The organism is Pseudomonas sp. G2-4, assembly GCF_030064125.1.
Classification (GTDB): domain Bacteria; phylum Pseudomonadota; class Gammaproteobacteria; order Pseudomonadales; family Pseudomonadaceae; genus Aquipseudomonas.
Map to the genome: position 1 here is coordinate 5,302,307 of NZ_CP125957.1, position 21,701 is coordinate 5,324,007.

The 21,701-nt window shown below is 59.8% G+C and carries 19 protein-coding genes; 12 read left to right on the top strand and 7 right to left on the bottom strand.

Annotated features, from left to right (window positions below):
• The first annotated feature begins 103 nt into the window (after positions 1-103).
• The 3 genes from QNH97_RS23215 to QNH97_RS23225 all read left to right on the top strand — a co-directional run bounded on the left by QNH97_RS23215 (position 104) and on the right by QNH97_RS23225 (position 3,039).
• Complete coding sequence (locus QNH97_RS23215) at positions 104-1,051, top strand: ornithine cyclodeaminase family protein (protein ID WP_283554084.1); 948 nt, start codon at positions 104-106, stop codon at positions 1,049-1,051.
• Positions 1,052-1,197: 146 nt separating this feature from the next.
• Positions 1,198-2,325: an NAD(P)/FAD-dependent oxidoreductase gene (locus tag QNH97_RS23220; RefSeq protein WP_283554085.1), complete on the top strand. Its 1,128-nt coding sequence runs from the start codon at positions 1,198-1,200 to the stop codon at positions 2,323-2,325.
• An 87-nt stretch (positions 2,326-2,412) separates the two neighbouring features.
• Positions 2,413-3,039: a helix-turn-helix transcriptional regulator gene (locus tag QNH97_RS23225; RefSeq protein WP_283554086.1), complete on the top strand. Its 627-nt coding sequence runs from the start codon at positions 2,413-2,415 to the stop codon at positions 3,037-3,039.
• Positions 3,040-3,164: 125 nt separating this feature from the next.
• Here the strand turns inward: QNH97_RS23225 and aotJ are convergent, their stop codons facing one another.
• The 6 genes from aotJ to QNH97_RS23255 form a co-directional block, all read right to left on the bottom strand.
• Positions 3,165-3,941 carry an L-arginine-binding protein AotJ gene (aotJ, locus tag QNH97_RS23230; RefSeq protein ID WP_283554087.1) on the bottom strand — a complete coding sequence of 259 codons (777 nt, stop codon included), beginning with the start codon at positions 3,939-3,941 and terminating at the stop codon, positions 3,165-3,167.
• Positions 3,942-4,211: 270 nt separating this feature from the next.
• Positions 4,212-4,664 carry a molybdopterin synthase catalytic subunit MoaE gene (moaE, locus tag QNH97_RS23235; RefSeq protein WP_283554088.1) on the bottom strand — a complete coding sequence of 151 codons (453 nt, stop codon included), beginning with the start codon at positions 4,662-4,664 and terminating at the stop codon, positions 4,212-4,214.
• Between the two features lie 3 nt (positions 4,665-4,667).
• Positions 4,668-4,910, bottom strand: a complete 243-nt coding sequence (locus QNH97_RS23240) for a MoaD/ThiS family protein (protein WP_283554089.1) — start codon at positions 4,908-4,910, stop codon at positions 4,668-4,670.
• Positions 4,907-5,380 (bottom strand): cyclic pyranopterin monophosphate synthase MoaC, encoded by a 474-nt coding sequence (moaC, locus tag QNH97_RS23245; RefSeq protein ID WP_283554090.1) that lies wholly within the window; start codon positions 5,378-5,380, stop codon positions 4,907-4,909. Before moaC ends, QNH97_RS23240 begins: the two co-directional genes overlap by 4 nt.
• A gap of 249 nt (positions 5,381-5,629) precedes the next feature.
• The gene (locus tag QNH97_RS23250; RefSeq protein ID WP_025215363.1) at positions 5,630-7,024 is read right to left on the bottom strand and encodes a PhoH family protein; all 1,395 of its coding nucleotides are present in this window, start codon (positions 7,022-7,024) and stop codon (positions 5,630-5,632) included.
• 335 nt (positions 7,025-7,359) lie between these two features.
• Complete coding sequence (locus tag QNH97_RS23255) at positions 7,360-8,484, bottom strand: polysaccharide deacetylase family protein (RefSeq protein ID WP_283554091.1); 1,125 nt, start codon at positions 8,482-8,484, stop codon at positions 7,360-7,362.
• Positions 8,485-8,774: 290 nt separating this feature from the next.
• Here QNH97_RS23255 and yaaA point away from each other — a divergent pair, with 290 nt between their 5' ends.
• The gene (yaaA, locus tag QNH97_RS23260) at positions 8,775-9,554 is read left to right on the top strand and encodes a peroxide stress protein YaaA (RefSeq protein WP_283554092.1); all 780 of its coding nucleotides are present in this window, start codon (positions 8,775-8,777) and stop codon (positions 9,552-9,554) included.
• A gap of 78 nt (positions 9,555-9,632) precedes the next feature.
• Here yaaA and QNH97_RS23265 read toward each other — a convergent pair whose 3' ends face one another.
• Positions 9,633-9,893 (bottom strand): hypothetical protein, encoded by a 261-nt coding sequence (locus QNH97_RS23265; RefSeq protein ID WP_283554093.1) that lies wholly within the window; start codon positions 9,891-9,893, stop codon positions 9,633-9,635.
• Between the two features lie 471 nt (positions 9,894-10,364).
• Between QNH97_RS23265 and QNH97_RS23270 the strand changes: the two genes are divergently transcribed.
• The 8 genes from QNH97_RS23270 (at position 10,365) to QNH97_RS23305 (ending at position 21,650) form a co-directional block, all read left to right on the top strand.
• The gene (locus QNH97_RS23270; protein ID WP_283554094.1) at positions 10,365-11,681 is read left to right on the top strand and encodes a nucleotide sugar dehydrogenase; all 1,317 of its coding nucleotides are present in this window, start codon (positions 10,365-10,367) and stop codon (positions 11,679-11,681) included.
• 101 nt (positions 11,682-11,782) lie between these two features.
• A complete protein-coding gene (gene alg8 / locus QNH97_RS23275) occupies positions 11,783-13,264 on the top strand; it encodes a mannuronan synthase (RefSeq protein WP_502944414.1) in 1,482 nt (493 codons plus the stop codon).
• 35 nt (positions 13,265-13,299) lie between these two features.
• The gene (locus QNH97_RS23280) at positions 13,300-14,469 is read left to right on the top strand and encodes an alginate biosynthesis protein Alg44 (RefSeq protein WP_283554095.1); all 1,170 of its coding nucleotides are present in this window, start codon (positions 13,300-13,302) and stop codon (positions 14,467-14,469) included.
• A 9-nt stretch (positions 14,470-14,478) separates the two neighbouring features.
• Positions 14,479-15,936 carry an alginate biosynthesis TPR repeat lipoprotein AlgK gene (algK, locus tag QNH97_RS23285; RefSeq protein WP_283554096.1) on the top strand — a complete coding sequence of 486 codons (1,458 nt, stop codon included), beginning with the start codon at positions 14,479-14,481 and terminating at the stop codon, positions 15,934-15,936.
• 5 nt (positions 15,937-15,941) lie between these two features.
• Positions 15,942-17,426, top strand: coding sequence for an alginate export family protein (locus QNH97_RS23290; protein ID WP_283557537.1), 1,485 nt, complete (start codon positions 15,942-15,944; stop codon positions 17,424-17,426).
• A gap of 26 nt (positions 17,427-17,452) precedes the next feature.
• A complete protein-coding gene (gene algG, locus QNH97_RS23295; protein WP_283554097.1) occupies positions 17,453-19,042 on the top strand; it encodes a mannuronan 5-epimerase AlgG in 1,590 nt (529 codons plus the stop codon).
• Between the two features lie 11 nt (positions 19,043-19,053).
• Positions 19,054-20,502 (top strand): alginate O-acetyltransferase, encoded by a 1,449-nt coding sequence (locus QNH97_RS23300; RefSeq protein ID WP_283554098.1) that lies wholly within the window; start codon positions 19,054-19,056, stop codon positions 20,500-20,502.
• A gap of 23 nt (positions 20,503-20,525) precedes the next feature.
• On the top strand, positions 20,526-21,650 hold the full coding sequence (locus QNH97_RS23305) for a mannuronate-specific alginate lyase (protein ID WP_283557538.1): 1,125 nt from the start codon (positions 20,526-20,528) through the stop codon (positions 21,648-21,650).
• Positions 21,651-21,701: the final 51 nt, after the last annotated feature.

Sequence of the window (21,701 nt, forward strand, 5' to 3'; positions counted from 1 at the left end):
GCATCCGTAAAGGCTGCGCTTTTTTTTCGCCTGTGATATTGCTCGAATAAACTAAAAGTCCATAATGGACAAATAAGTTTAAACACGGCAACTCGGAGTCCCGATGTCCAGCACGCCCTACGTGATGAACCAAGCCCAGGCCCGCGAACTACTCGCTCAGGTCGATGTGCCGCAAATCCTGCGCAAGCTGTTCCGCGATCTCGCCGCCGGGCAAGCGGTGCAACCGTCCCAGCAACTTGTGGAATTCCCCCAAGGCGCCGGGGATTTCATCAACTACCTTGGCGTGCTGGCGCAAGACCAGGTCTACGGGGTCAAGACCTCGCCCTATATCGTGCGCGAACAAGGTCCATTGGTGACCGCCTGGACCTTGCTGATGTCGATGCAGACCGGCCAGCCCCTGTTGTTGTGCGATGCCGCCGAACTGACGACCGCCCGTACCGCCGCTACCACGGCCGTCGCCGTCGATGCCCTCGCCCCGCTCCACACCCGGCGCCTCGCGGTCATCGGCAGTGGCGCAGTGGCGCGAGCCCACGTGCAGTACGTCAAGGGCTTGCGGGACTGGCAAGGTATCAGCCTCTATTCGCCTAGCCTGAAAGGCAAAACGGCACAGGAACTGGCGTCGATCACCGACTTGGACCCGCGCCTGCAAATCGCCGCCAGCCTTGAAGCAGCGCTACAGGACGCCGATGTGGTGATGCTCTGCACCTCCTCCGCCAAAGCGGTGCTCGACCCACAGACCCTCGGCAAACCGGCGCTGATCACCTCCATCAGCACCAACGCCCCCCGCGCCCACGAAGTACCGCCGCAGAGCCTCAACGACATGGACGTGTTCTGCGATTACCGTCAGACCACGCCCGGCTCGGCCGGTGAAATGTTGATCGCTGGCGAACAGCACGGCTGGCAGGCGTCGAGCATTGTCGGCGACTTGCCCGGACTGCTTAGCGGACAGGTCGCGCGCCCAGACTATCAACGCCATGTGTTCTTCCGCTCTATTGGCCTTGGGCTGGAAGATATTGCGCTGGCGAATGCGCTGTACCGACTTCAAAACTGACACACCACATTCCCGTGTGGGAGCGAGCTTGCTCGCGATAGCGGTGTATCAGATAAATATATGTGGCTGACACACCGCTATCGCGAGCAGGCTCGCTCCCACAGGGTTGTACGAACTCCCGGCAATGTGCTCCATAGGAGAGCTTCATGACCTCAGCAGATTTCATCATCATCGGCGGCGGCATTGCCGGGGCTTCCACCGGTTACTGGCTGGCCCCCCACGGTCGGGTCATTGTGCTCGAGCGTGAATCCCATCCGGCCTACCACTCCACCGGACGTTCCGCGGCGCTGTACACCGCTGCCTACGGCACTCCTCAGGTACGGGCGTTGACCCAGGCCAGTCGTGACTTCTTCGACACCCCGCCGAGCGGATTTTGCGAACATCCCTTGCTCACGCCGCGTGGCGAAATGACCGTGGATTTCACCGGCGACCCCGCCGAGTTGAACAACCAGTACCTCAGCGCCAAGGCTACCGTGCCGCAAATGCAGCTGCTCAGCGCCGAAGAAGCTTGTGTGCGGCTGCCGATCCTGCGACGGGACAAGGTCCACGGCGCGATCTACGACCCCACGGCTTGTGACATCGATACCGATGCACTCCACCAAGGCTACCTGCGCGGTATTCGCCGCAATGGTGGTGAAGTGCACACCGACAGTGAAGTGCTCGGCCTGAGTCGCGACGAACAGGGACTGTGGCAGGTGAAAACCGCCAGCCAGGCCTTCAGCGCGCCGGTGCTGATCAACGCCGCCGGCGCCTGGGCCGACCAGATCGCCGAAATGGCCGGCGCCCGGAAATTGGGGCTGCAACCCAAGCGGCGCGCGGCCTTTATCTTCGCCGGCCCCGAGGGCGTGGATATTCATGACTGGCCGATGCTGGTGAGCCTGGACGAATCCTTCTACATGAAGCCCGACGCCGGCATGTTCCTCGGTTCGCCGGCCAACGCCGACCCGGTGGAACCTCACGACGTGCAGCCCGAAGAACTGGACATCGCCATGGGCATCTACCAGATCGAAGAAGCCACCACCCTGACCATTCGCCGGCCGACCCGCACCTGGGCCGGATTGCGCAGTTTCGTGCACGACGGTGACCTGCTGTGCGGTTTCGATCCACAGGTGCCCGGGCTGTTCTGGGTCGCGGCCCAAGGCGGCTATGGCATCCAGACCTCCCCAGCCATGGGCCAGGCCAGCGCGGCGCTGGTGCGGGGCGAACCGCTGCCCGAGGGCCTGGCCGGTTTCGGCCTGAGCAGCGCCCTGCTGTCGCCCAAGCGCCTGGGTTGATCCACCCAGGTGACGCATCGCCACGATTGCGGCACACTCCCCCGCGCCCCTGCTTCACGGGGCGCTGACGCTGCCTGGAGCCCTGTCATGAACGCCGCACAACCCGATCCGGCACTGGATAATTTCCGCACCATCGCCGACGCCATCGCCACGCTGTTCTATCCCCACGCCGAAGTGGTGCTGCACGATCTGCGCACGCAGAAAGTCGACTACATCGCCAACAACCTCTCCAAGCGCGAGATTGGGAATGATTCGTCCCTGGAGGATATGCTCAGCGACGACACCCGCGAACGTAACATCGGGCCGTACGAAAAGCTGAATTGGGACGGACAGAAAATTCGCAGCCTCAGCAGCGTACTGCGCGACGCCCAGGGCCGTCCGCTGGCGGTGCTGTGCATCAACCTGAATATCTCGTTGTTCGAAAATGCCAAGGCGGCGCTGGACCTGTTCCTGTCGCCAGGCAAATTGATCCCCCAGCCGGACTCACTGTTTCGCGATGACTGGCAGGAGCGAATCAACACCTTTCTGCACGCCTGGATGCGCGAACGTCAGTTGAGCCTGAACCTGCTGACCCGTGACCATAAACGCGAGTTGGTGCTGGCGCTGCACGCTGAAGGCGCCTTCAAGGGCAAAAGCGCCTCCAACTATGTGGCCAATGTACTGAACATGGGGCGGGCGACGGTGTACAAGCATTTGAAGGAGTTGAAGGGCTGAGATTTGTATTGCCTGGTCTGGCGCCATCGCGAGCAAGCTCGCTCCCACAAGGTATCTGCGTCGAACACATTTTTGCGTCCAATGACATCCCGTGTGGGAGCGAGCTTGCTCGCGATAGCGATTAATCAGTCGCCATAGATATCCGACTTGAAATACTTGCTCTGGATCTTCTGATACTCCCCATTGGCCCGAATCCCATCAATGGCCTTGTTCAAGTCCGTCACCAATTCGGTATTGCCCTTGCGCACCGCGATACCGGCACCTTCACCAACGTATTTCGGGTCCTTGAGCTCCGGCCCGACAAACGCGTAGCCCTTGCCCCGAGGCATCGACAGGAAGTCCTCCAGCGGGATGGTGTCGGCGAAAATCGCGTCCAGGCGACCGGACGCCAGGTCCATGTAGATTTCTTCGTTGTTGCTGTAGCGCTTGACCGTCACGCCCTTGGGTTCGAAGACTTCAGTGGCGAAGCGGTCGGTGGTGGTCGCGCGCTGCACGCCCACGGTCTTGCCCTTGAGGCTGGCGTACTGGTCATCGACCACCGCCCCCTCCTTCATGACCAGCCGCGACGAGGTGAAGTAGTACTTGTGGGTAAAATCCACCGACTTCTTGCGCTCTTCGGTGATGGTCATGGACGACAGCGCCATGTCGATTTTCTTCACCTTCAATGACGGAATCAGCCCGTCGAACTCACTCTCGATCCACTCGCACTTGACCTTCATCTGCGCGCACAGGGCATTGCCGATGTCGTAGTCGAACCCCTCGATCTTCCCTTCCGAGGTTTTGGAAGCAAACGGCGGATAGGCCGCTTCGATGCCGATGCGCAGGGTTTTCTCAGCGGCAAACAGACTGCTGGCGGCCAACAGACTCAAGGCCAGGCCGGTGAAGAGGGGGAGCTTTTTCATGATCGATCTCTCGCGGATTGTTGTTGGTTTGGCAGAGAAAGGTGAGGCAATGACTTTACGTGTACTTATAAATCCATACTGGACTTTAATGTACAGATCGTCAATTGGGGGACAGGAGAAAGTGATGGGAGGCTGATGGCCTCATCGCGAGCAAGCTCGCTCCCACAGGGGGACTTTGTCGAAACAAATACTGTGTACGACACCAATCCCGTGTGGGAGCGAGCTTGCTCGCGATGGCGGCATGACACTCAATGAAAATCTGTAGGGTATCTACTGCTTCCAGCGATCCGCCGCCGCATGATCACTGTCCCGCCCTTCAACCCACCGCGGGCCGTCGGCGGTGTTCTCTTTCTTCCAGAACGGCGCGCGGGTCTTGAGGTAGTCCATGACAAAGGCGCAGGCGTCGAATGCCGCCTGGCGATGGGCACTGGCGGCCGCCACGAAAACAATCGGCTCGCCCGGTTCCAGGACACCGATGCGGTGCAGCACCTCCAGCTTGAGTAACGGCCAGCGTTGCTCCGCCTCGGTGGCGATCTTGCCCAGGGCCTTTTCAGTCATGCCCGGGTAGTGCTCCAGGAACATCCCAGACACATCGAGGCCGTCATTGAAGTCACGTACGTAGCCGACAAAACTCACCACCGCCCCGACGCCGACGTTGGCCGCGTGCATCGCGTTGACTTCTGCTCCCGGATCGAACGGATCGGCCTGCACACGAATCGCCATGGCTCAGCCTCCGGTCACGGTGGGGAAGAACGCCACTTCGTCGCCATCGGCCAGCGGCTCGTCGAGCTGGCACAGGTCTTCGTTGCGAGCGCACATCAGGTTTTGCTCGCGCAACACATCAAACCCCTCACGCGCGGCCAGCAGTGTCCGAACGTCGTCCACCGTGGAGAAATCCCCTGCGATCTGCTCCGAATCCACGCCCACGGCCTCACGATAACGAGCAAAGAACTTCACGGTGATGTTCATCGTGCATCCGCCTGGAAGTGACCACTTTTACCGCCGAGCTTTTCCAGCACCCGCACGCCTTCGATGGTCATGCCCCGATCCACGGCCTTGCACATGTCGTAGATGGTCAGCGCGGCAACACTGGCGGCCGTGAGTGCCTCCATCTCCACACCGGTCTGCCCAGACAGCTTGCACCGGGCAACGATGCGCACCTGATCCTCGCCTTCGGCACTGAGCTCGACCTTGACGCTGGTGAGCATCAACGGATGACAGAGTGGAATCAGATCGCTGGTTTTTTTCGCCGCCTGAATGCCGGCAATGCGCGCAACAGCGAATACATCGCCCTTGGGATGGCCGCCGCTGACAATCATCTGCAGCGTGTCGGGCAACATGCGCACAAAGGCTTCGGCCGTGGCTTCACGGAACGTCACGGCCTTGTCGGTCACGTCGACCATGTTGGCGCGACCTTGGGAATCGAGATGAGTCAGCACAGGGTTACTCCTGATCGGGAGCATCGATTGTAAACCCGCCGGTCAGATTCCGGCACGACTGATTGTCGCACCTGCAATTTGCCAGACACCGCGGATCCCTGTGGGAGCGAGCTTGCTCACGATGGCGGTGGGCCAGACACTTATTTTTTATTTGATGCACAGTCATCGCGAGCAAGCTCGCTCCCACAGGGGTAATTTGTCGGGCGCAAAAAAACCGGGCGATGTGGAGGTCGCCCGGTTTGGCTGGGGTTACAGATGCGATTCGGCGTATTCGGCCAGGATCGAGCGTGGCACGCCCTGCAGGGTGATATGGACCCCGTTGGGGAAATCCTTGAAGCGTTCAGTCAGGTAGGTCAGCCCGGAGCTGGTCGCGGACAGGTAAGGGGTGTCGATCTGCGCCAGGTTACCCAGGCACACCACTTTGGAACCGGCCCCGGCACGGGTAATGATGGTTTTCATCTGGTGCGGGGTGAGGTTCTGGCATTCGTCGATCAGGATCAGGCTCTGCTGGAAGCTGCGGCCTCGAATGTAGTTGAGGGATTTGAACTGCAACGGCACTTTGCTGAGGATGTAGTCGACGCTGCCATGGGTACTTTCGTCATCCATGTGCAAGGCTTCGAGGTTGTCGGTGATGGCGCCCAGCCAAGGCTCCATTTTTTCCGCTTCGGTGCCGGGCAGGAAGCCGATTTCCTGGTCCAAGCCCTGCACGCTGCGGGTGGCGATGATGCGCCGGTAGCGCTTGCTGACCATGGTCTGCTCGATGGCGGCGGCCAGGGCCAGGATGGTCTTGCCGGAACCGGCGGCGCCGGACAGGTTGACCAGGTGGATATCCGGGTCGAGCAAGGCGAACAGCGCCAGGCTCTGGTAGATGTCCCGCGGCTTGAGGCCCCAGGCCTCCTGATGCAGCAAGGGCTCCTGGTGCAGGTCGAGAATCAGCAGCTTGTCGACGTGGATTTCCTTGATCCAGCCGACGAATCCTTGTTCGTCGATGATGAATTCATTGATGTGCACCGCCGGCAGGTTGTCGATCAGTTGCACCTGGTGCCAGGTGCGGCCGTGGTCCTGGCGGGTTTCGACCTTGCTCACACGGTCCCAGAAGGAGCCGGTCATGTTGTGGTAGCCATTGGGCAACAGCGAGACGTCGTCGACCAATTGGTCGGTGCTGTAGTCCTCCGCCGCGATCCCGCAGGCGCGGGCCTTGAGGCGCATGTTGATGTCTTTGGTCACCAGCACCACGGCTTGGTCCTTGTTGCGCGCGTGCAGGTCGATCAATTGGTTGATGATGATGTTGTCGTTCAGGTGTTCAGGCAGCACCAGGTTGGGTTCGGTGCGCTTGCTCATCAGGATCGACAGCAGGCCCTTGGGGCCGCTTTTGCCACGCTGGATCGACACCCCGAGTTCAACGTCTTCAGGGGAGGCATCGCCCAGGGTCTTGTCGATCAGGCGGATTGCCTGCCGGCATTCGGCCGCAACGCTGTGGTGCCCGCTCTTGAGTTTGTCCAGCTCCTCAAGCACGGTCATTGGGATGGCAACGTGGTGTTCTTCGAAGTTCAGAAGTGCGTTTGGATCGTGGATCAATACGTTGGTATCGAGTACATAGAGGATTGGCTGGTTGGAGGAAGGGCTACGTCCGTGGTCATCCATACTCGGTCACCTTTGTGGGGGCCATTCGACGCAATACCGTGACAGTGCTGCGCCTCGAAGTAGCCACCGAATTCACCCGCGACGATTCAGGTGAACTGCACACAAACTGGGTCTTGGAAGACGCCACCTGTGTTGCAGGTTTCGGCGGTCTGTCTTCTTGATACTCCAAAAACCATGACAGGAAAAAGTACTTTGACGTTTTTTTGAAGTTTATTTTTCAGAGTGACGAATAACCCTTGGCGTTGCGCCACTGCACCGTTAAAGTCGGAAGTCCGGTCGCCATGAATGTGTCCCGTTTTTTCCTCCTGCCCCAGTGTTTACGGCCTTTCGCGGCCTCAGTGAAACGCCTCCTGACAATCCTCCCAACCGATCCCACTTTGCGCCGTTTGCGTCATCAGCCAGGGCAGCGCCGTCTTCACCGCATCCTGCTTGGCGTTGAAGTTGATCACTCCGTGGCGCCACAACAGCATCAATGTCAGCACGCGCTGGGCGCTTTGCTCGGGTTTGAGCCGATTGCTGCTGTCCTGGGGGTCGATATCCCACAGTGCCACTTGCAGGCCCTGGTTCCGAAAAAAAGCCCCCGCATCGCCACGGCGCTGGCCCTGGGGTGGCCGGAACAGCGGCACGTAGTTCTCCGGCAGCTTGCCCTTGACCAAGTCGACGCTGCGTCGCACCGAATCCTGCCAGTCCTGCCAAAAGCTGTGGGAGCGAAATTCCCAGCCCTGCACCCCCACGCATTGACCCGAATATAAAGTCTGGAGACTGTTGACCGAGCGATCGGCGAGCCGCGCCTGGATGTCTTTGCCCAGCACAAAGAAGGTGCCGCTCATGTTCGATTTGCGCAGGTATTCGGTCAGCCACGGCGTATTGTCCGGCACGATGTTGGCACCGCTGTCGAAGGTCAGCAGAAACAGCCGGTCGTTCATGTCGTCGCCGTTGCGCTCGTACTCGCCGAAACGGTCGATTTCGCTGCTGCTCTGCGGAAACAGCGCAGCCTTGCGCAGTAATTCATCGCGGTACTGGGTATGGAAGATCCGGCTCGGCTCGGCCCACTTGATGTAATAGGAGTTTTCATCGAGCTGGAATCTGCCCGCCTCTTCGCGCAGGGAGGCCATGTCCTCGACCAGATAACAGAAGGAAGCATCCTGGTCGCAGCTTTGCTGGGCAAAGTTGTAGCTGGTCAGCAACCGCTGCCACAACCGCGCGCGAAGGGTGGCGATCGCCGCCATATTGATCGAGCGCAGACCCAAGTACTGCTTGAGCGCGATTTCGTCCATGGCGTCGGTGTCCAACAAGACACGGGCGAACATCAGGATTTCGGCCCGCGAGGCCACGTCGAACAAAGCCGGGCTGGTGAGTGACTCCGGCCAGGTGCTGCGGTCCAGGGTGGCGACGTCGTTGGGCGCGGCAAAGGCGCCGAGGCTCAACAGCCAGGCCGATAGCAGAAGCACGATACGCAAAAGTGATGTCTCCATAACGAAACCCGCGCGGCATCATAGCCGATCCAGCCAAACCCATCGTGGTGGGGAAGCTTTTGTGGGGAGAGAAGCTTTTGTGGCGAGGGAGCTTGCTCCCGCTCGAGCGCGAAGCGTCGCCATCTTCCTTGGGGTTGCTTCGCAACCCAGCGGGAGCAAGCTCCCTCGCCACAAAAGCTCATCTGTACTCGCCCATCCATCACCTATCGCCCCAATAGCTGGAGTCCACCCGGACAACCCCCTAGAATCGCGGCACCTTTGAAGGAGATGATTGCATGCTGATGGTGATTTCCCCCGCCAAGACCCTTGATTACGAAACGCCGCCGGCCACTGAACGCTTTACCCAGCCGCAATACCTGGACCATTCCCAGGAGCTGGTCGAGCAACTGCGTGAATTCTCGCCGGCGCAGATCAGCGAATTGATGCACGTCTCCGACAAGATCGGCGGCCTCAATGCCGCGCGGTTCGGCAGCTGGACCCCGGCGTTCACCCCGGCCAATGCCAAACAGGCCCTGCTGGCCTTCAAGGGTGATGTCTACACCGGCCTGGATGCTCAAAGCTTTGGCGAAGCCGACTTCGACTACGCCCAACAGCACCTGCGCATGCTCTCCGGCCTTTACGGGCTTCTGCGCCCGCTGGACCTGATGCAACCCTATCGCTTGGAAATGGGCACGAAGCTGGCCAATGCCCGCGGCAAGGACTTGTATGCGTTCTGGGGAACGCGCATCAGCGAATGGCTGAACGAAGCCCTGGCTGACCAAGGCGATGACGTGTTGTTGAACCTGGCGTCCAACGAATACTTTTCGGCGGTCAAGCGCAGCGCACTGAAAGCGCGCGTCATCGATACCGAATTCAAGGACCTGAAAAACGGCCAGTACAAAATCATCAGCTTCTACGCCAAAAAAGCCCGAGGCTTGATGAGCCGGTTTGTCATTCAAGAGCGCATCAATGATCCCGCCGCCCTCAAACAGTTCGATGTGCAGGGCTACCGCTTCAACCCACAACAGTCGAGCCCGGACAAACTGGTCTTCCTGCGTGATCATGCCCCTGAATAACGCACCACCTTATTAACGCCCCCTGATCGGGGGCCTCGATTAAACTAGTATTCGTCATCCAACTTCCCTCGCGCTTCGTCAGTTCAATGACGCCAATAAATCGCCCCCTCCATTCGCTAACTTTTCTTTCACTCGACACTCGTCAGTTTTTTGCGTAGTGGCACAAAAATTTTTTATCGGTAGTGGCACATAAATATCTACCCCGCCTAACTCCCCATTTACAAAGGATGAAATGGCAAGTGCCATCATCTTGAGATTAGTGCCATCTTGCAAAATATTTCGAAAAATTTCGAAAATGCTGATGAGCGGATCGGAACTATGTCGAAATGCACGGCTCATACCACCCGTAACGATTCTCGCTGAGCGTGTAAGAGATGACTTACATGGGCGCCGAGCCAAGTAACCAAGTTGTCATGGCAATTTAGCGAAACGGTCGCCTATTTGGATCCATCTTATAAAGGACAGGAGATACTGCACCATTACTATCCCCTACAAGGCCAAGGCTGCGCCCCTATAACGTGCTCACCCGAGCACACAAGCTTCTGATTTTGTGGGCTTTTTGCCAGAGATCGGAGGTAAGGACTTTTTGCACGAGCGTTCTCGAAAAAAGAGAACTGGCTGCATAACAGGGCAGGTCATAACAACTAGGCCGCTTTGCGCACAACTTGAGTGCACTTATTTAGACACTCGGAACTTAGTATGCCTGCACACGGCACTGTGGCGCCTGCATTCCACACTTCCGAGTGCTCGATGACCGCTGAACACTATTAACTCCGGCCATTTAATGGCATGAAAACAGAGGGAAATGCGATGCGCATTAGCATATTTGGTTTGGGTTACGTCGGTGCAGTATGTGCCGGTTGCCTGTCTGCACGGGGCCATGATGTAGTTGGCGTAGATGTCGCCAAAGACAAAATCGACATGATCAACTCGGGTAAATCACCGATCGTTGAACCGGGTCTTGGCGAGCTGTTGGCACAAGGCATTGAAACAGGTCGTCTGCGCGGCACTACCAACTTCGCCGAAGCGATTCGCGATACTGACCTGTCGATGATTTGCGTCGGTACTCCGAGCAAAAAGAACGGCGACCTGGAACTGAACTACATCGAAGCGGTGTGCCGCGAGATCGGTTTTGTCCTGCGTGAAAAGACCACTCGCCACACCATCGTGGTGCGCAGCACCGTCCTGCCGGGCACCGTGGCAAACGTAGTCATCCCGATCCTCGAAGACTGCTCCGGCAAGAAAGCCGGGGTTGATTTCGGCGTCGCAGTGAACCCAGAGTTCCTGCGCGAAAGCACCGCGATCAAAGACTACGATCAACCTCCGATGACCGTTATCGGCGAGTTCGATAAAGCTTCTGGCGACGTTCTGCAATCGCTGTACGAAGAGCTCGACGCACCGATCATCCGCAAGGACATCGCCGTCGCTGAAATGATCAAGTACACCTGCAACGTGTGGCACGCCACCAAGGTGACCTTCGCCAACGAGATCGGCAACATCGCCAAGGCCGTCGGCGTCGATGGTCGTGTCGTGATGGACGTGGTCTGCCAGGACAAGGCCCTGAACCTGTCCCAGTACTACATGCGTCCAGGCTTCGCCTTCGGCGGCTCGTGCCTGCCCAAGGACGTCCGCGCCCTGACCTACCGCGCAGGCTCCCTGGACGTGGAAGCGCCACTGCTCAACTCGCTGATGCGCAGCAACGAATCCCAGGTGCAGAACGCCTTCGACATCGTTTCCAGCCATGACAAGCGCAAGGTCGCCCTGCTGGGCCTGAGCTTCAAGGCCGGCACCGACGACCTGCGTGAAAGCCCTCTGGTGGAACTGGCGGAAATGCTGATCGGCAAGGGTTTCGACCTGAAGATCTACGACGCCAACGTCGAATACGCCCGCGTCCACGGTGCGAACAAGGATTACATCGAGTCGAAGATCCCTCACGTCTCGTCCTTGCTCAACTCCGATTTCGATGCAGTGATCGACAGCGCCGACATCATCATTCTCGGCAACCGCGACGAGAAGTTCCGCGCGCTCACCGAGAACGTACCGGAAGGCAAGCAGGTCATCGACCTGGTCGGTTTCATGTCCAAGGCCACCGACCCGAGTGGCCGGACCGAAGGCATTTGCTGGTAAATCTGTTTGCCGGCCGGGGCTTGGCCCCGGCCGGCCTTTCGCCTGCCTTAACCCATCGGGCCGCCCACAAGGCCCGCCCGAGATAGAGACGGATGCAGATTATGCACAGGCTAAAGCACGGCCTGCTTCAGGCCGCCGGTTGGCTGTTTTACTTGAGTTTATTGATGGGCATCGCCATGGCGCTGCCCACGTCCACGTTCGACTCCGACTCCAAGGACTTCATCTTCCTGATCGGCGCCGTGGGCATCTGGCGTTACTCCATGGGAGCAACGCATTTCGTGCGCGGCATGATCTTCCTGTACATCGTCTACCCGCATCTGCGCCGCAAGGTCCGCAAGCTGGGCAAGGCGGCGGATCCGTCCCACGTGTACCTGATGGTCACCAGTTTCCGGATCGACGCGCTGACCACCGCCCAGGTCTACAGCTCGGTGATTCGCGAAGCGATCGACTGCGGGCTGCCCACCACCGTGGTCTGCTCCATCGTGGAAATGTCCGACGAACTGCTGGTCAAGAGCCTCTGGGCCCGCATGAACCCGCCAGAGCGGGTCAAGCTGGATTTCGTGCGCATCCCGGGTACTGGCAAGCGTGACGGCCTCGCCTTTGGTTTCCGCGCGATCTCCCGCCACCTGCCGGACGACCGTGCAGTGGTTGCCGTGATCGACGGCGACACCGTGCTCGCCGAAGGCGTGGTGCGCAAGACCGTGCCGTGGTTCCAGCTGTTCGGCAATGTCGGCGGCCTGACCACCAACGAGTTCTGCGAAGTTCGCGGCGGCTACATCATGAGCGAATGGCACAAACTGCGTTTCGCCCAGCGTCACATCAACATGTGCTCCATGGCCCTGTCCAAGCGCGTGCTGACCATGACCGGGCGCATGTCAGTGTTCCGCGCCACCGTGGTGACCAACCCGGACTTCATCGCCGACGTGGAAAGCGACTCGCTGCAACACTGGCGCCTGGGTCGCTTCAAGTTTCTCACCGGTGACGACAAGTCCAGCTGGTTCAGCCTGATGCGCCTGGGCTACGACACGTTCTACGTGCCTGACGCGGCGATCAACACCGTTGAGCACCCGCCAGAAAAGAGCTTCATCAAAGCCAGTCGCAAGCTGATGTTCCGCTGGTACGGCAACAACCTGCGGCAGAACTCCCGGGCACTTGGCCTGGGCATGAGGCGTCTGGGCCTGTTTACCTCGGTGGTGCTGTTTGACCAGCGCGTGTCGATGTGGACCTCGCTGCTGGGCCTGACCGTGGCACTGATCGCGAGCTTCAAGTACGGCACCGCGTTCATCCTGGTTTACCTGCTGTGGATCGGCATCACACGGTTGCTGTTGACCTTGCTGCTGTCGTGCTCCGGACACCGGATCGGCCCTGCCTACCCGGCGATTCTCTATTACAACCAGATCGTCGGCGCGCTGGTGAAGATCTACGTGTTCTTCCGCCTGGATCAACAATCCTGGACGCGCCAGCCCACCCACCTGACCCGTGATCTCGCCAGCTTTCAACGTTGGTTCAACACTTGGTCGTCTCGGACCATGACCTTCTCCGCCGGTAGCATTTTTGTCGCCGTGCTGCTGACGATGGTCTGACCGGACTTGCCTGAATTAACTAGGAAATCGCCCCTATGAACACCGCCGTGAATGTCAACGTAGTGCATGAATCCGAAGCCCAGCGCCAACACGCCCGAGTGAAAATCCCGGCCAAGTTGCGCTTCTTCGGCCCCGACCGTACGCCCATGGAAGTCAAGGTCCTGGACCTTTCCGCCGGAGGCCTGTGCTTCAACGCCGGCCAGATGCCGCTCAAGGTTGGCGAATCCTACAAGGGTCGCCTGCAGTTCGTGATCGACAACCTTGGCCTGGCCATGGACGTGGAACTGCAGATCCGCTCCTACGACCGCCAGACCGGTCGCACCGGTTGCCAGTTCCAGAACCTGGAACCTCGGGACATCTCGACACTGCGCCACATCATCACCTCGCACCTGGCGGGCGACATCGTCGGCGTCGGCGACGTGCTGGCGACCCTGCAGCGCGACAACTTCACCAAGGCGCGCAAGCAGAAGGACCAGAACGGTGGCATGACTGCCCTCGGGCGCCTGCGTGCCGTGACCTTCAGCCTGGCGATTTTCATCGTCGGCCTGGCAGCGTTCGGCTTCATCTTCAAATCGCTGTACGGCATGTACTTCGTCAGCCACGCCCAGGCAGGCCTGGTGAACGTACCGGGCATGGCCATCACCATGCCACGCGACGGCACCGTGCAGAGCCTGGTCAAGGCTGACGGCGTCGCCGCCAAAGGTGCCCCGCTGGCCACGTTCAGCACCAGCATGCTCGACGTGCTCAAGGGTCACCTGGACGACAACCAGCTGCAGCCAGCCAAGGTCGAAGAACTGTTCGGCAAGCAAATGACCGGCACCCTGACCTCTCCGTGCGACTGCATCGTGGCCCAGCAACTGGTGTCCGACGGTCAGTACGCCAGCAAGGGTGACGTGATCTTCGAACTGGTTCCTCGTGGCGCTGAAGCCAACGTCGAGGCGCGCTTCTCCTATCGCCAGTTCGGCGACGTGCGTCCAGGCACCGCAGTCAGCTTCCAGGTTGCCGGCGAAGACACAATCCGCACCGGCAAGATTGTCAGCAGCACCAGCTTGAAAAGCGCAGACCTGTCCTCCGATATCCGTGTGCTGATCAAGCCCGACGAACCACTGGACAGCTCGTTGTCCGGCCGTCCGGTAGAAGTCAACAGCGACCGTGGCCCGAACCTGAGCTGGCTGATCGACAAAGCCATGGCCGTCGGTATTTAAGTCGAGGATATGCCCGTGACCATTACAAAAATCCTGACCACGCCGCAGACCCTGTGGGAGCGCGCTCGCTCGCGCAATGCCCACACCGGGTATGCGATGTGTGCACTGGCACTGGCAGTCAGCCTTAGCGGCTGCGCCGGCTTGCCCGACCAGCGCCTGGCCAACGAAGCGCTCAAGCGCGGCGACACGACACTGGCGCAGCAGAACTATCAGCAACTGGCAGACCTGGGCTACAGCGAAGCCCAGGTCGGCCTGGCCGATATTCAGGTGGACAGCCGCGATCCCGAGCAGATGAAAAAGGCCGAGGCGACTTACCGCGCCGCGGCCGATATTTCCCCACGCGCCCAGGCTCGCCTGGGGCGCCTGCTGGTGGCCAAGCCCGGCTCCACCGAAGCTGAAAAACACGAAGCCGAAGGCCTGTTGAAGAAAGCGTTCGCCAACGGTGAAAGCAGTACCCTTATCCCGCTGGCAATGCTGTACCTGCAGTACCCCCACAGTTTCCCGAACATCAACGCCCAGCAGCAGATCAGCCAATGGCGCAGCGCCGGTTACCCGGAAGCGGGCCTGGCGCAGATTCTGCTGTATCGCACCCAAGGCACCTACGACCAGCATCTGGACGAGGTGGAAAAAGTCTGCAAGGCGGCCTTGGCCACCACCGATATCTGCTACGTCGAACTGGCCACGGTCTATCAGAAACGTGGCCAGCCGGAACAGCAGGCCGAGTTGCTCAAGCAGATGCAGGCCGGTCACCGCGCTGGTGTGGTATCCGCCCAACGGGTAGACAGCGTCGCCCGGGTACTGGCCGATGCCAGCCTGGGCAAGACCGACGAAAAAACCGCCCAGTCGCTGCTCGAAGAAATCGCCCCTGCCTACCCCGCTGCCTGGGTCAGCCTGGCGCAGATTCTCTACGACTTCCCCGAACTGGGCGACGTCGACAAGATGATGCAATACCTGGAAAACGGCCGCGCCGCCGACCAGCCTCGTGCCGAACTGCTGTTGGGCAAGCTCTATTACGAAGGCAAGTGGGTACCGGCTGACGCCAAGGTCGCCGAGGCGCATTTCCAGAAAGCCGTTGGCCGCGAAGTGGCAGCCGATTACTACCTCGGCCAGATCTATCGCCGCGGTTACCTGGGCCAGGTGTACTCGCAAAAAGCCCTGGACCATCTGCTCAAGGCCGCACGCAACGGCCAGAACAGTGCCGACTTTGCCATCGCCCAGCTGTTCTCCCAGGGCAAGGGCACCAAGCCAAACCCGCTCAATGCGTATGTGTTCAGCCAGTTGGCCAAGACCCAGAACACCCCGCAAGCCACTGAGCTTGCCCAGACCCTCGAAGCACAATTACCGCCGGAGCAGCTTGCACAAGCCCAGCGCCTGCTACAACAAGAGCAGGCCATTCGCGGCGCCATGAGCCCCGATACGCTGGAACTGCAAGCCCTAAAAGAAGATGACGGCGAGGAACCTCTATGAAGCCTTTGAAGCTCAATCCTTTTGTGCAGGCCGGTATTGGTCTGTCGTTTGCCCTGCTGTGGTCCTGCCCGACCTTGGCGGCCCTGACCGATGAGAAGAACTTCGGCCTGGAAGTGAAAATCACCGGCCAGTCCGAAGACGACCGCGACCTCGGCACCCAACGCGGTGGTGATGTCAACGGTATCGGCCTGGACGTGCGCCCTTGGGTCTATGGCGAAAGCGGTGCCTGGAGCGCGTACGCCATGGGCCAGGCCGTCACGTCGACCGACATCATCGAGACCGATACCCTGCAGCAGTCCGATGGCAGCACCCAGCAAACCGAAAGCGGCGACCGCGAAGCCAAGAAAAGCTACCTGGCAATGCGCGAATTCTGGATTGGCTACCGTGGGCTGACCCCCTACCCTGGCGAGCAGTTGAAGTTCGGTCGCCAGCGCCTGCGCAACGACGATGGCCAATGGCGCGACACGAACATCGAGGCCCTGAACTGGACCTTCGATACCACGTTGTTGCGCGCCAACCTCGGCGTTGCCGAGCGTTTCAGCGAATACCGCACCGACCTCAAGGAATTGTCCCCCAAGGACAAGGATCGCCTGCACGTCTACGGTGACGTGGGTTACCAGTGGATGCCAGGTCAATGGGCCGGTATCCGTGCCCACCATTCCCATGACAATGGCAGCCTCGATTACCCGACCCCGGGCGAAGCGCCAGATTCCCTGGACAAGACCCAGAACGGCGACATCTCCTGGCTGGGCCTGGAAGCCAACAGCGATGCCTACAACTGGCGCAACACCAACACGGTCAACTACTGGGCCAGCATCACCGGCATGAGCGGCGAGCGCGACACCGTCAACCCGCTCAACGCCGACGGCACGCGCCCCACAGAAGCCAAGCACAGCGATGACGTGGACGGCTGGGCCACTGACCTGGGTATCCGCCTGCGTCTCGACCCGCAATGGCAAGTCGGTGCGGCCTACGCCCGCGCCAGCGATGAGTACCAACAGAACGGCCTGCAAAGCAACCGTTCGAACTTCACCGGCACCCGCTCGCGGGTCCACCGTTTCGGCGAAGCCTTCCGGGGCGAAATGGCCAACACCCAGAGCGCCAGCCTGTTCGGCTCCTGGCAGCTGCGTGACGAATACGACGCCAGCCTGGTGTACCACAAGTTCTGGCGCGTGGACGGCAACAAGCCGGTGGGCAGCAACGGCATCAACGCCGTTGAAAACGATATCGACGACGTGACTGGCGCGATTCTCTCCACTTCGTCCCTGCCGCTCAATGACGGTAACAAGGACCTGGGCCAAGAGGTCGACCTGGTGGTCACCAAGTACTTCAAGCAAGGTCTGCTGCCAGCCGCACTGAGCCAGTCTATCGATGAGCCGTCGGCGCTGGTGCGCTTTCGTGGCGGTGTGTTCAAGCCAGGCGACGCCTACGGCAAAGAGGTCGATTCGTACATGCATCGCGCCTTCGTCGACGTGATCTGGCGCTTCTGATGCGAATGGCCATGGGAGTGCCCGATATGAACCGCTACCTCAGGAACAGCCAGGCGATGAAAGGTTCGATCAGCCTGTTGGTCGCAGCGATGCTGCTGGCCGGCTCGCCGGCGTTCGCCAACGTTGAACCGGTGGTCAAGCCGGGCAACGTGGTCAAGGGTCTGCAAGAAGCCAAGACCTACACCGTCAGCACTGCGCCGACCGAGCCGCTGGAACTGGCCAAGCCGACCTTGCCCGACCTCTCCGGCTTCACCGCCGAAGCGGCCGCGAAGAAAATCGTGCGGACCAAAACCGGCAAGATCAGTGTGCGCCGGATGATGCAGGAAAACGCCTTGAAGGACTTCATCGGCGGCGACAACAAGATGGCCGAGTGGGTGGTGCGTCAGCACGGCATTCCACAGGCCATCTTCCTCGACGATGGCTACATGAACCTCAAGGACCTGGCCAAGAAGGTGCCCAAGTACGTCATCGAATCTTCGCCAGGTGTCTACCTGGCGAAGATTCCGATCGTGGTCGGCCAGAAAGGCATCCTGGAAATCGACAAACAGACCCAAGAGCTGCGCCTGTCCCAGGAAGGCGGCTCGTTCCTGGTCAACGATGGCCAGATGTTCATCAGCGACACCAAGGTCACCGGCTGGCGCGAAAAGGACAATGGCCCCGCCACGTTCCGTTCGCCCAAGGAATTCCGTCCGTTCCTGCTGTCGTGGGGCGGTACCGAGACCTACATCGTCAACTCCAAGATGGCCAGCTTCGGCTACGCCAACAGTAAGTCGTACGGGGTGAGTATTTCCCAGTACACGCCGAACATGGCCAAGGTCCTCAAGCGCCCGGAACCGACCGGCTGGATCATCGGTTCCGAGTTCTCGGACATGTGGTACGGCTTCTACTGCTACGAGACCCGCGACTTTGTCATCAAGGGCAACACCTACAAAGACAACATCGTCTACGGCATTGACCCCCACGACCGTTCCCATCGGTTGGTCATCGCCGACAACACCGTCTACGGGACCAAGAAGAAGCACGGGATCATTATTTCCCGTGAGGTCAACGACAGCTTCATTTTCAACAACCGCAGCTACGACAACAAACTCTCGGGCCTGGTGATCGACCGTAACAGCGTGAACAACATCATCGCCTACAACGAGATCTACAAGAACCACACCGACGGCATCACGCTCTATGAGAGTGGTGACAACCTGTTGTGGGACAACAAAGTGATCAGCAACCGCCGACACGGCATCCGGATTCGTAACAGCGTGAACATTCGCCTCTACGAAAACGTGTCCATGGCCAACGGCCTGACCGGTATCTACGGCCACATCAAGGACCTGTCCGATACCGACCGGGACATCAAGCTCGACCCGTTCGACGCCCAGGTCTCGCTGATCGTGGTCGGTGGCGAACTGGCCGCCAACGGCAGCGGCCCATTGTCCATCGACTCGCCCTTGAGCGTTGAGCTGTACCGCGTGTCCATGCTCGCACCGACCAAATCCAGCGGCATCAGCTTCTCGGGAATTCTCGGCGAGCGCCAGGATGAAATTCTCGACCTGCTGGTGCGCCAGCAGAAAGCCGTGCTGATCGACCCTGTCGAACGCCAGACCGAAATGCGGGACTGAGGATGACCTTTATGAACCCACAGATGATCAAACTTCTGGGCCTGTCCGCCCTGACGGCCGGCATTCTCGCCGCCACCAGCGGCGCACGCGCCGACGAAATCAAGGCCCCGAGCTTCACCGCCGAGCCCTGCTGCAACCTGTGCCCTGCCGCCCACGATGCGAAGAACTACACCACGCGCTATCAGCAGAACTTCACCACGCTGGTGCAGGCCCAGGGCGACTGGCTGTTCCGTACCCAGGAAGACCTGCGTACCGAGTTCAACACCACCCCGGCCGGTTACAAGCGCCTGCAACAATTGCACGATGCGTTCAAGAAAAAAGGCGTCGAGCTGGTGCTCGTCTACCAGCCGACCCGGGGCCTGGTGAACCGCAACAAACTCAACCCGCAGGACAAGGCCAGCTTCGATTTTGAAAAGGCCCTGACCAACTACAAATCCATGCTCGGCCGTTTCGCCCAGATGGGTTATGTGGTGCCGGACCTGTCGCCGCTGACCAACGAAAACCTGCCCGATACCCTGCCGGCCCACGATTTCTACTTCCGTGGCGACCAGCACTGGACGCCATACGGCGCCCAGCGCACCTCCAAGATCGTCGCCGAGAAGGTCAAGCAGCTCCCGGCCTTCGCCGACATTCCCAAGCGTGAGTTCGAGACCAAGAAGTCCGGCCGCATGGGCAAGACCGGCACCCTGCACAACATGGCCGGGCAGCTGTGCGGTACCAGCTACGCGATCCAGTACATGGACCAGTTCACCACCGAGCCCAAGGGCGAGGCAGGCGACGGCGACCTGTTCGGCGATTCCGGCAACCCGCAGATCACCCTGGTGGGCACCAGTCACAGCGGCAAGAACTACAACTTCGCCGGTTTCCTGGAAGAGGCCATCGGCGCCGACATCCTCAACGTGGCCTTCCCCGGCGGTGGTTTCGAAGGCGCGATGATCCAGTACCTGGGCAGCGAAGAATTCCAGAAAAGCCCGCCGAAAATCCTGATCTGGGAATTCTCGCCGCTGTATCGCCTGGACCAGGAAACCATCTACCGCCAGATGATGGCGCTGCTGGACAACAACGGTTGCGAAGGCAAGCCAGCGCTCATGAGCAGCAAGACTGCGCTCAAGCCAGGCAAGAACGAATTGATGGTCAATAGCAAGAATATGGACCTGCGTAATAGCAGTCACCAGATCGACATCCGCTTCGCCGACACCTCGGTGAAAACCTTGCAAGCCACCCTCTGGTACATGAATGGGCGCCACGAGGATATCAAGATCGAAAAACCGGATACCTCCGACACCGACGGACGTTTCGCCTTCCAACTGCGCACCGACGAAGACTGGGCTTCGCAGAACCTGCTGGCTGTAGAAGTCCAGGGGCCTGAAGCCGGTACGGCGCCACAGCAAGTAGAAGCGAAAGTCTGCAAACGCAATGCATCTCCGCAAGCCGAACAAACGGCTCAAATCGGACAATGAGGTCTCGTCTCATGACCAGAACCATGCGCACCCGAACGTTGAAAACGCTGCTGGCACCGTCGCTGCTGACCCTGGCGATGTTCGCCGGGGCCACGCAGGCAGCAGCGCCGCTGCGCCCGCCACAGGGTTACTTTGCACCGATCGAAAAGGTCAAGGCGGGCGATCCTGCCCAAGGCTGCGATGCAACACCGACGCCCTACACCGGTTCCCTGCAGTTTCGCAGCAAGTACGAAGGCTCCGACAAGGCCCGTGCAACCCTGAACATGCAATCGGAAAAAGCCTTTCGTGACAGCACCGCCGACATCACCAAGATCGAGCGCGGCGTCAGCAAGCAAGTGATGCAATTCATGCGTGACGGTCGCCCCGAGCAACTGGAATGCACCCTGAACTGGCTGACCGCATGGGCCAAGGCCGACGCGTTGATGTCCAAGGACTTCAACCACACCGGCAAGTCCATGCGCAAATGGGCCTTGGGCAGCATGGCTTCGGCGTATGTGCGCCTGAAGTTTTCCGAATCCCAGCCGCTGGCCAACCACCGGGAACAGGCGCAACTGATCGAAAGCTGGTTCAGCAAGATGGCCGATCAGGTGGTCAGCGATTGGGACAACCTGCCGTTGGACAAGACCAACAACCATTCCTACTGGGCCGCCTGGTCGGTGATGGCCACCTCCGTGGCAACCAACCGCCGCGACCTGTTTGACTGGGCCGTCAAGGAATACAAGGTCGGCGTCAATCAGGTCGACGCCGAGGGCTACCTGCCCAACGAACTCAAGCGCAAGCAACGGGCACTGTCCTATCACAACTATGCCCTGCCGCCACTGGCGATGATCGCCAGTTTTGCCCAGGTCAACGGTGTGGACCTGCGCCAGGAAAACAACGGCGCCCTCAAGCGACTGGGTGACCGGGTGCTGGCCGGGGTCAAAGACCCGGACATCTTCGAAGAGAAGAACGGCGACGAACAGGACATGAAGGATCTGAAGGTCGATTCGAAATTCGCCTGGCTCGAACCGTTCTGCAGCCTCTACACCTGCTCCGAGGATGTGCTGGAACGCAAGCATGAAATGCAACCGTTCAAGACGTTCCGCCTCGGTGGCGATTTGACCAAGGTGTACGACCCTTCGCGGGAAAAAGGTGAAAAAGGAAGCTGACACCCTTCTCCCTGCCTGGCAGGGAAATCCTGTGGGAGCGAGCGTGCTCGC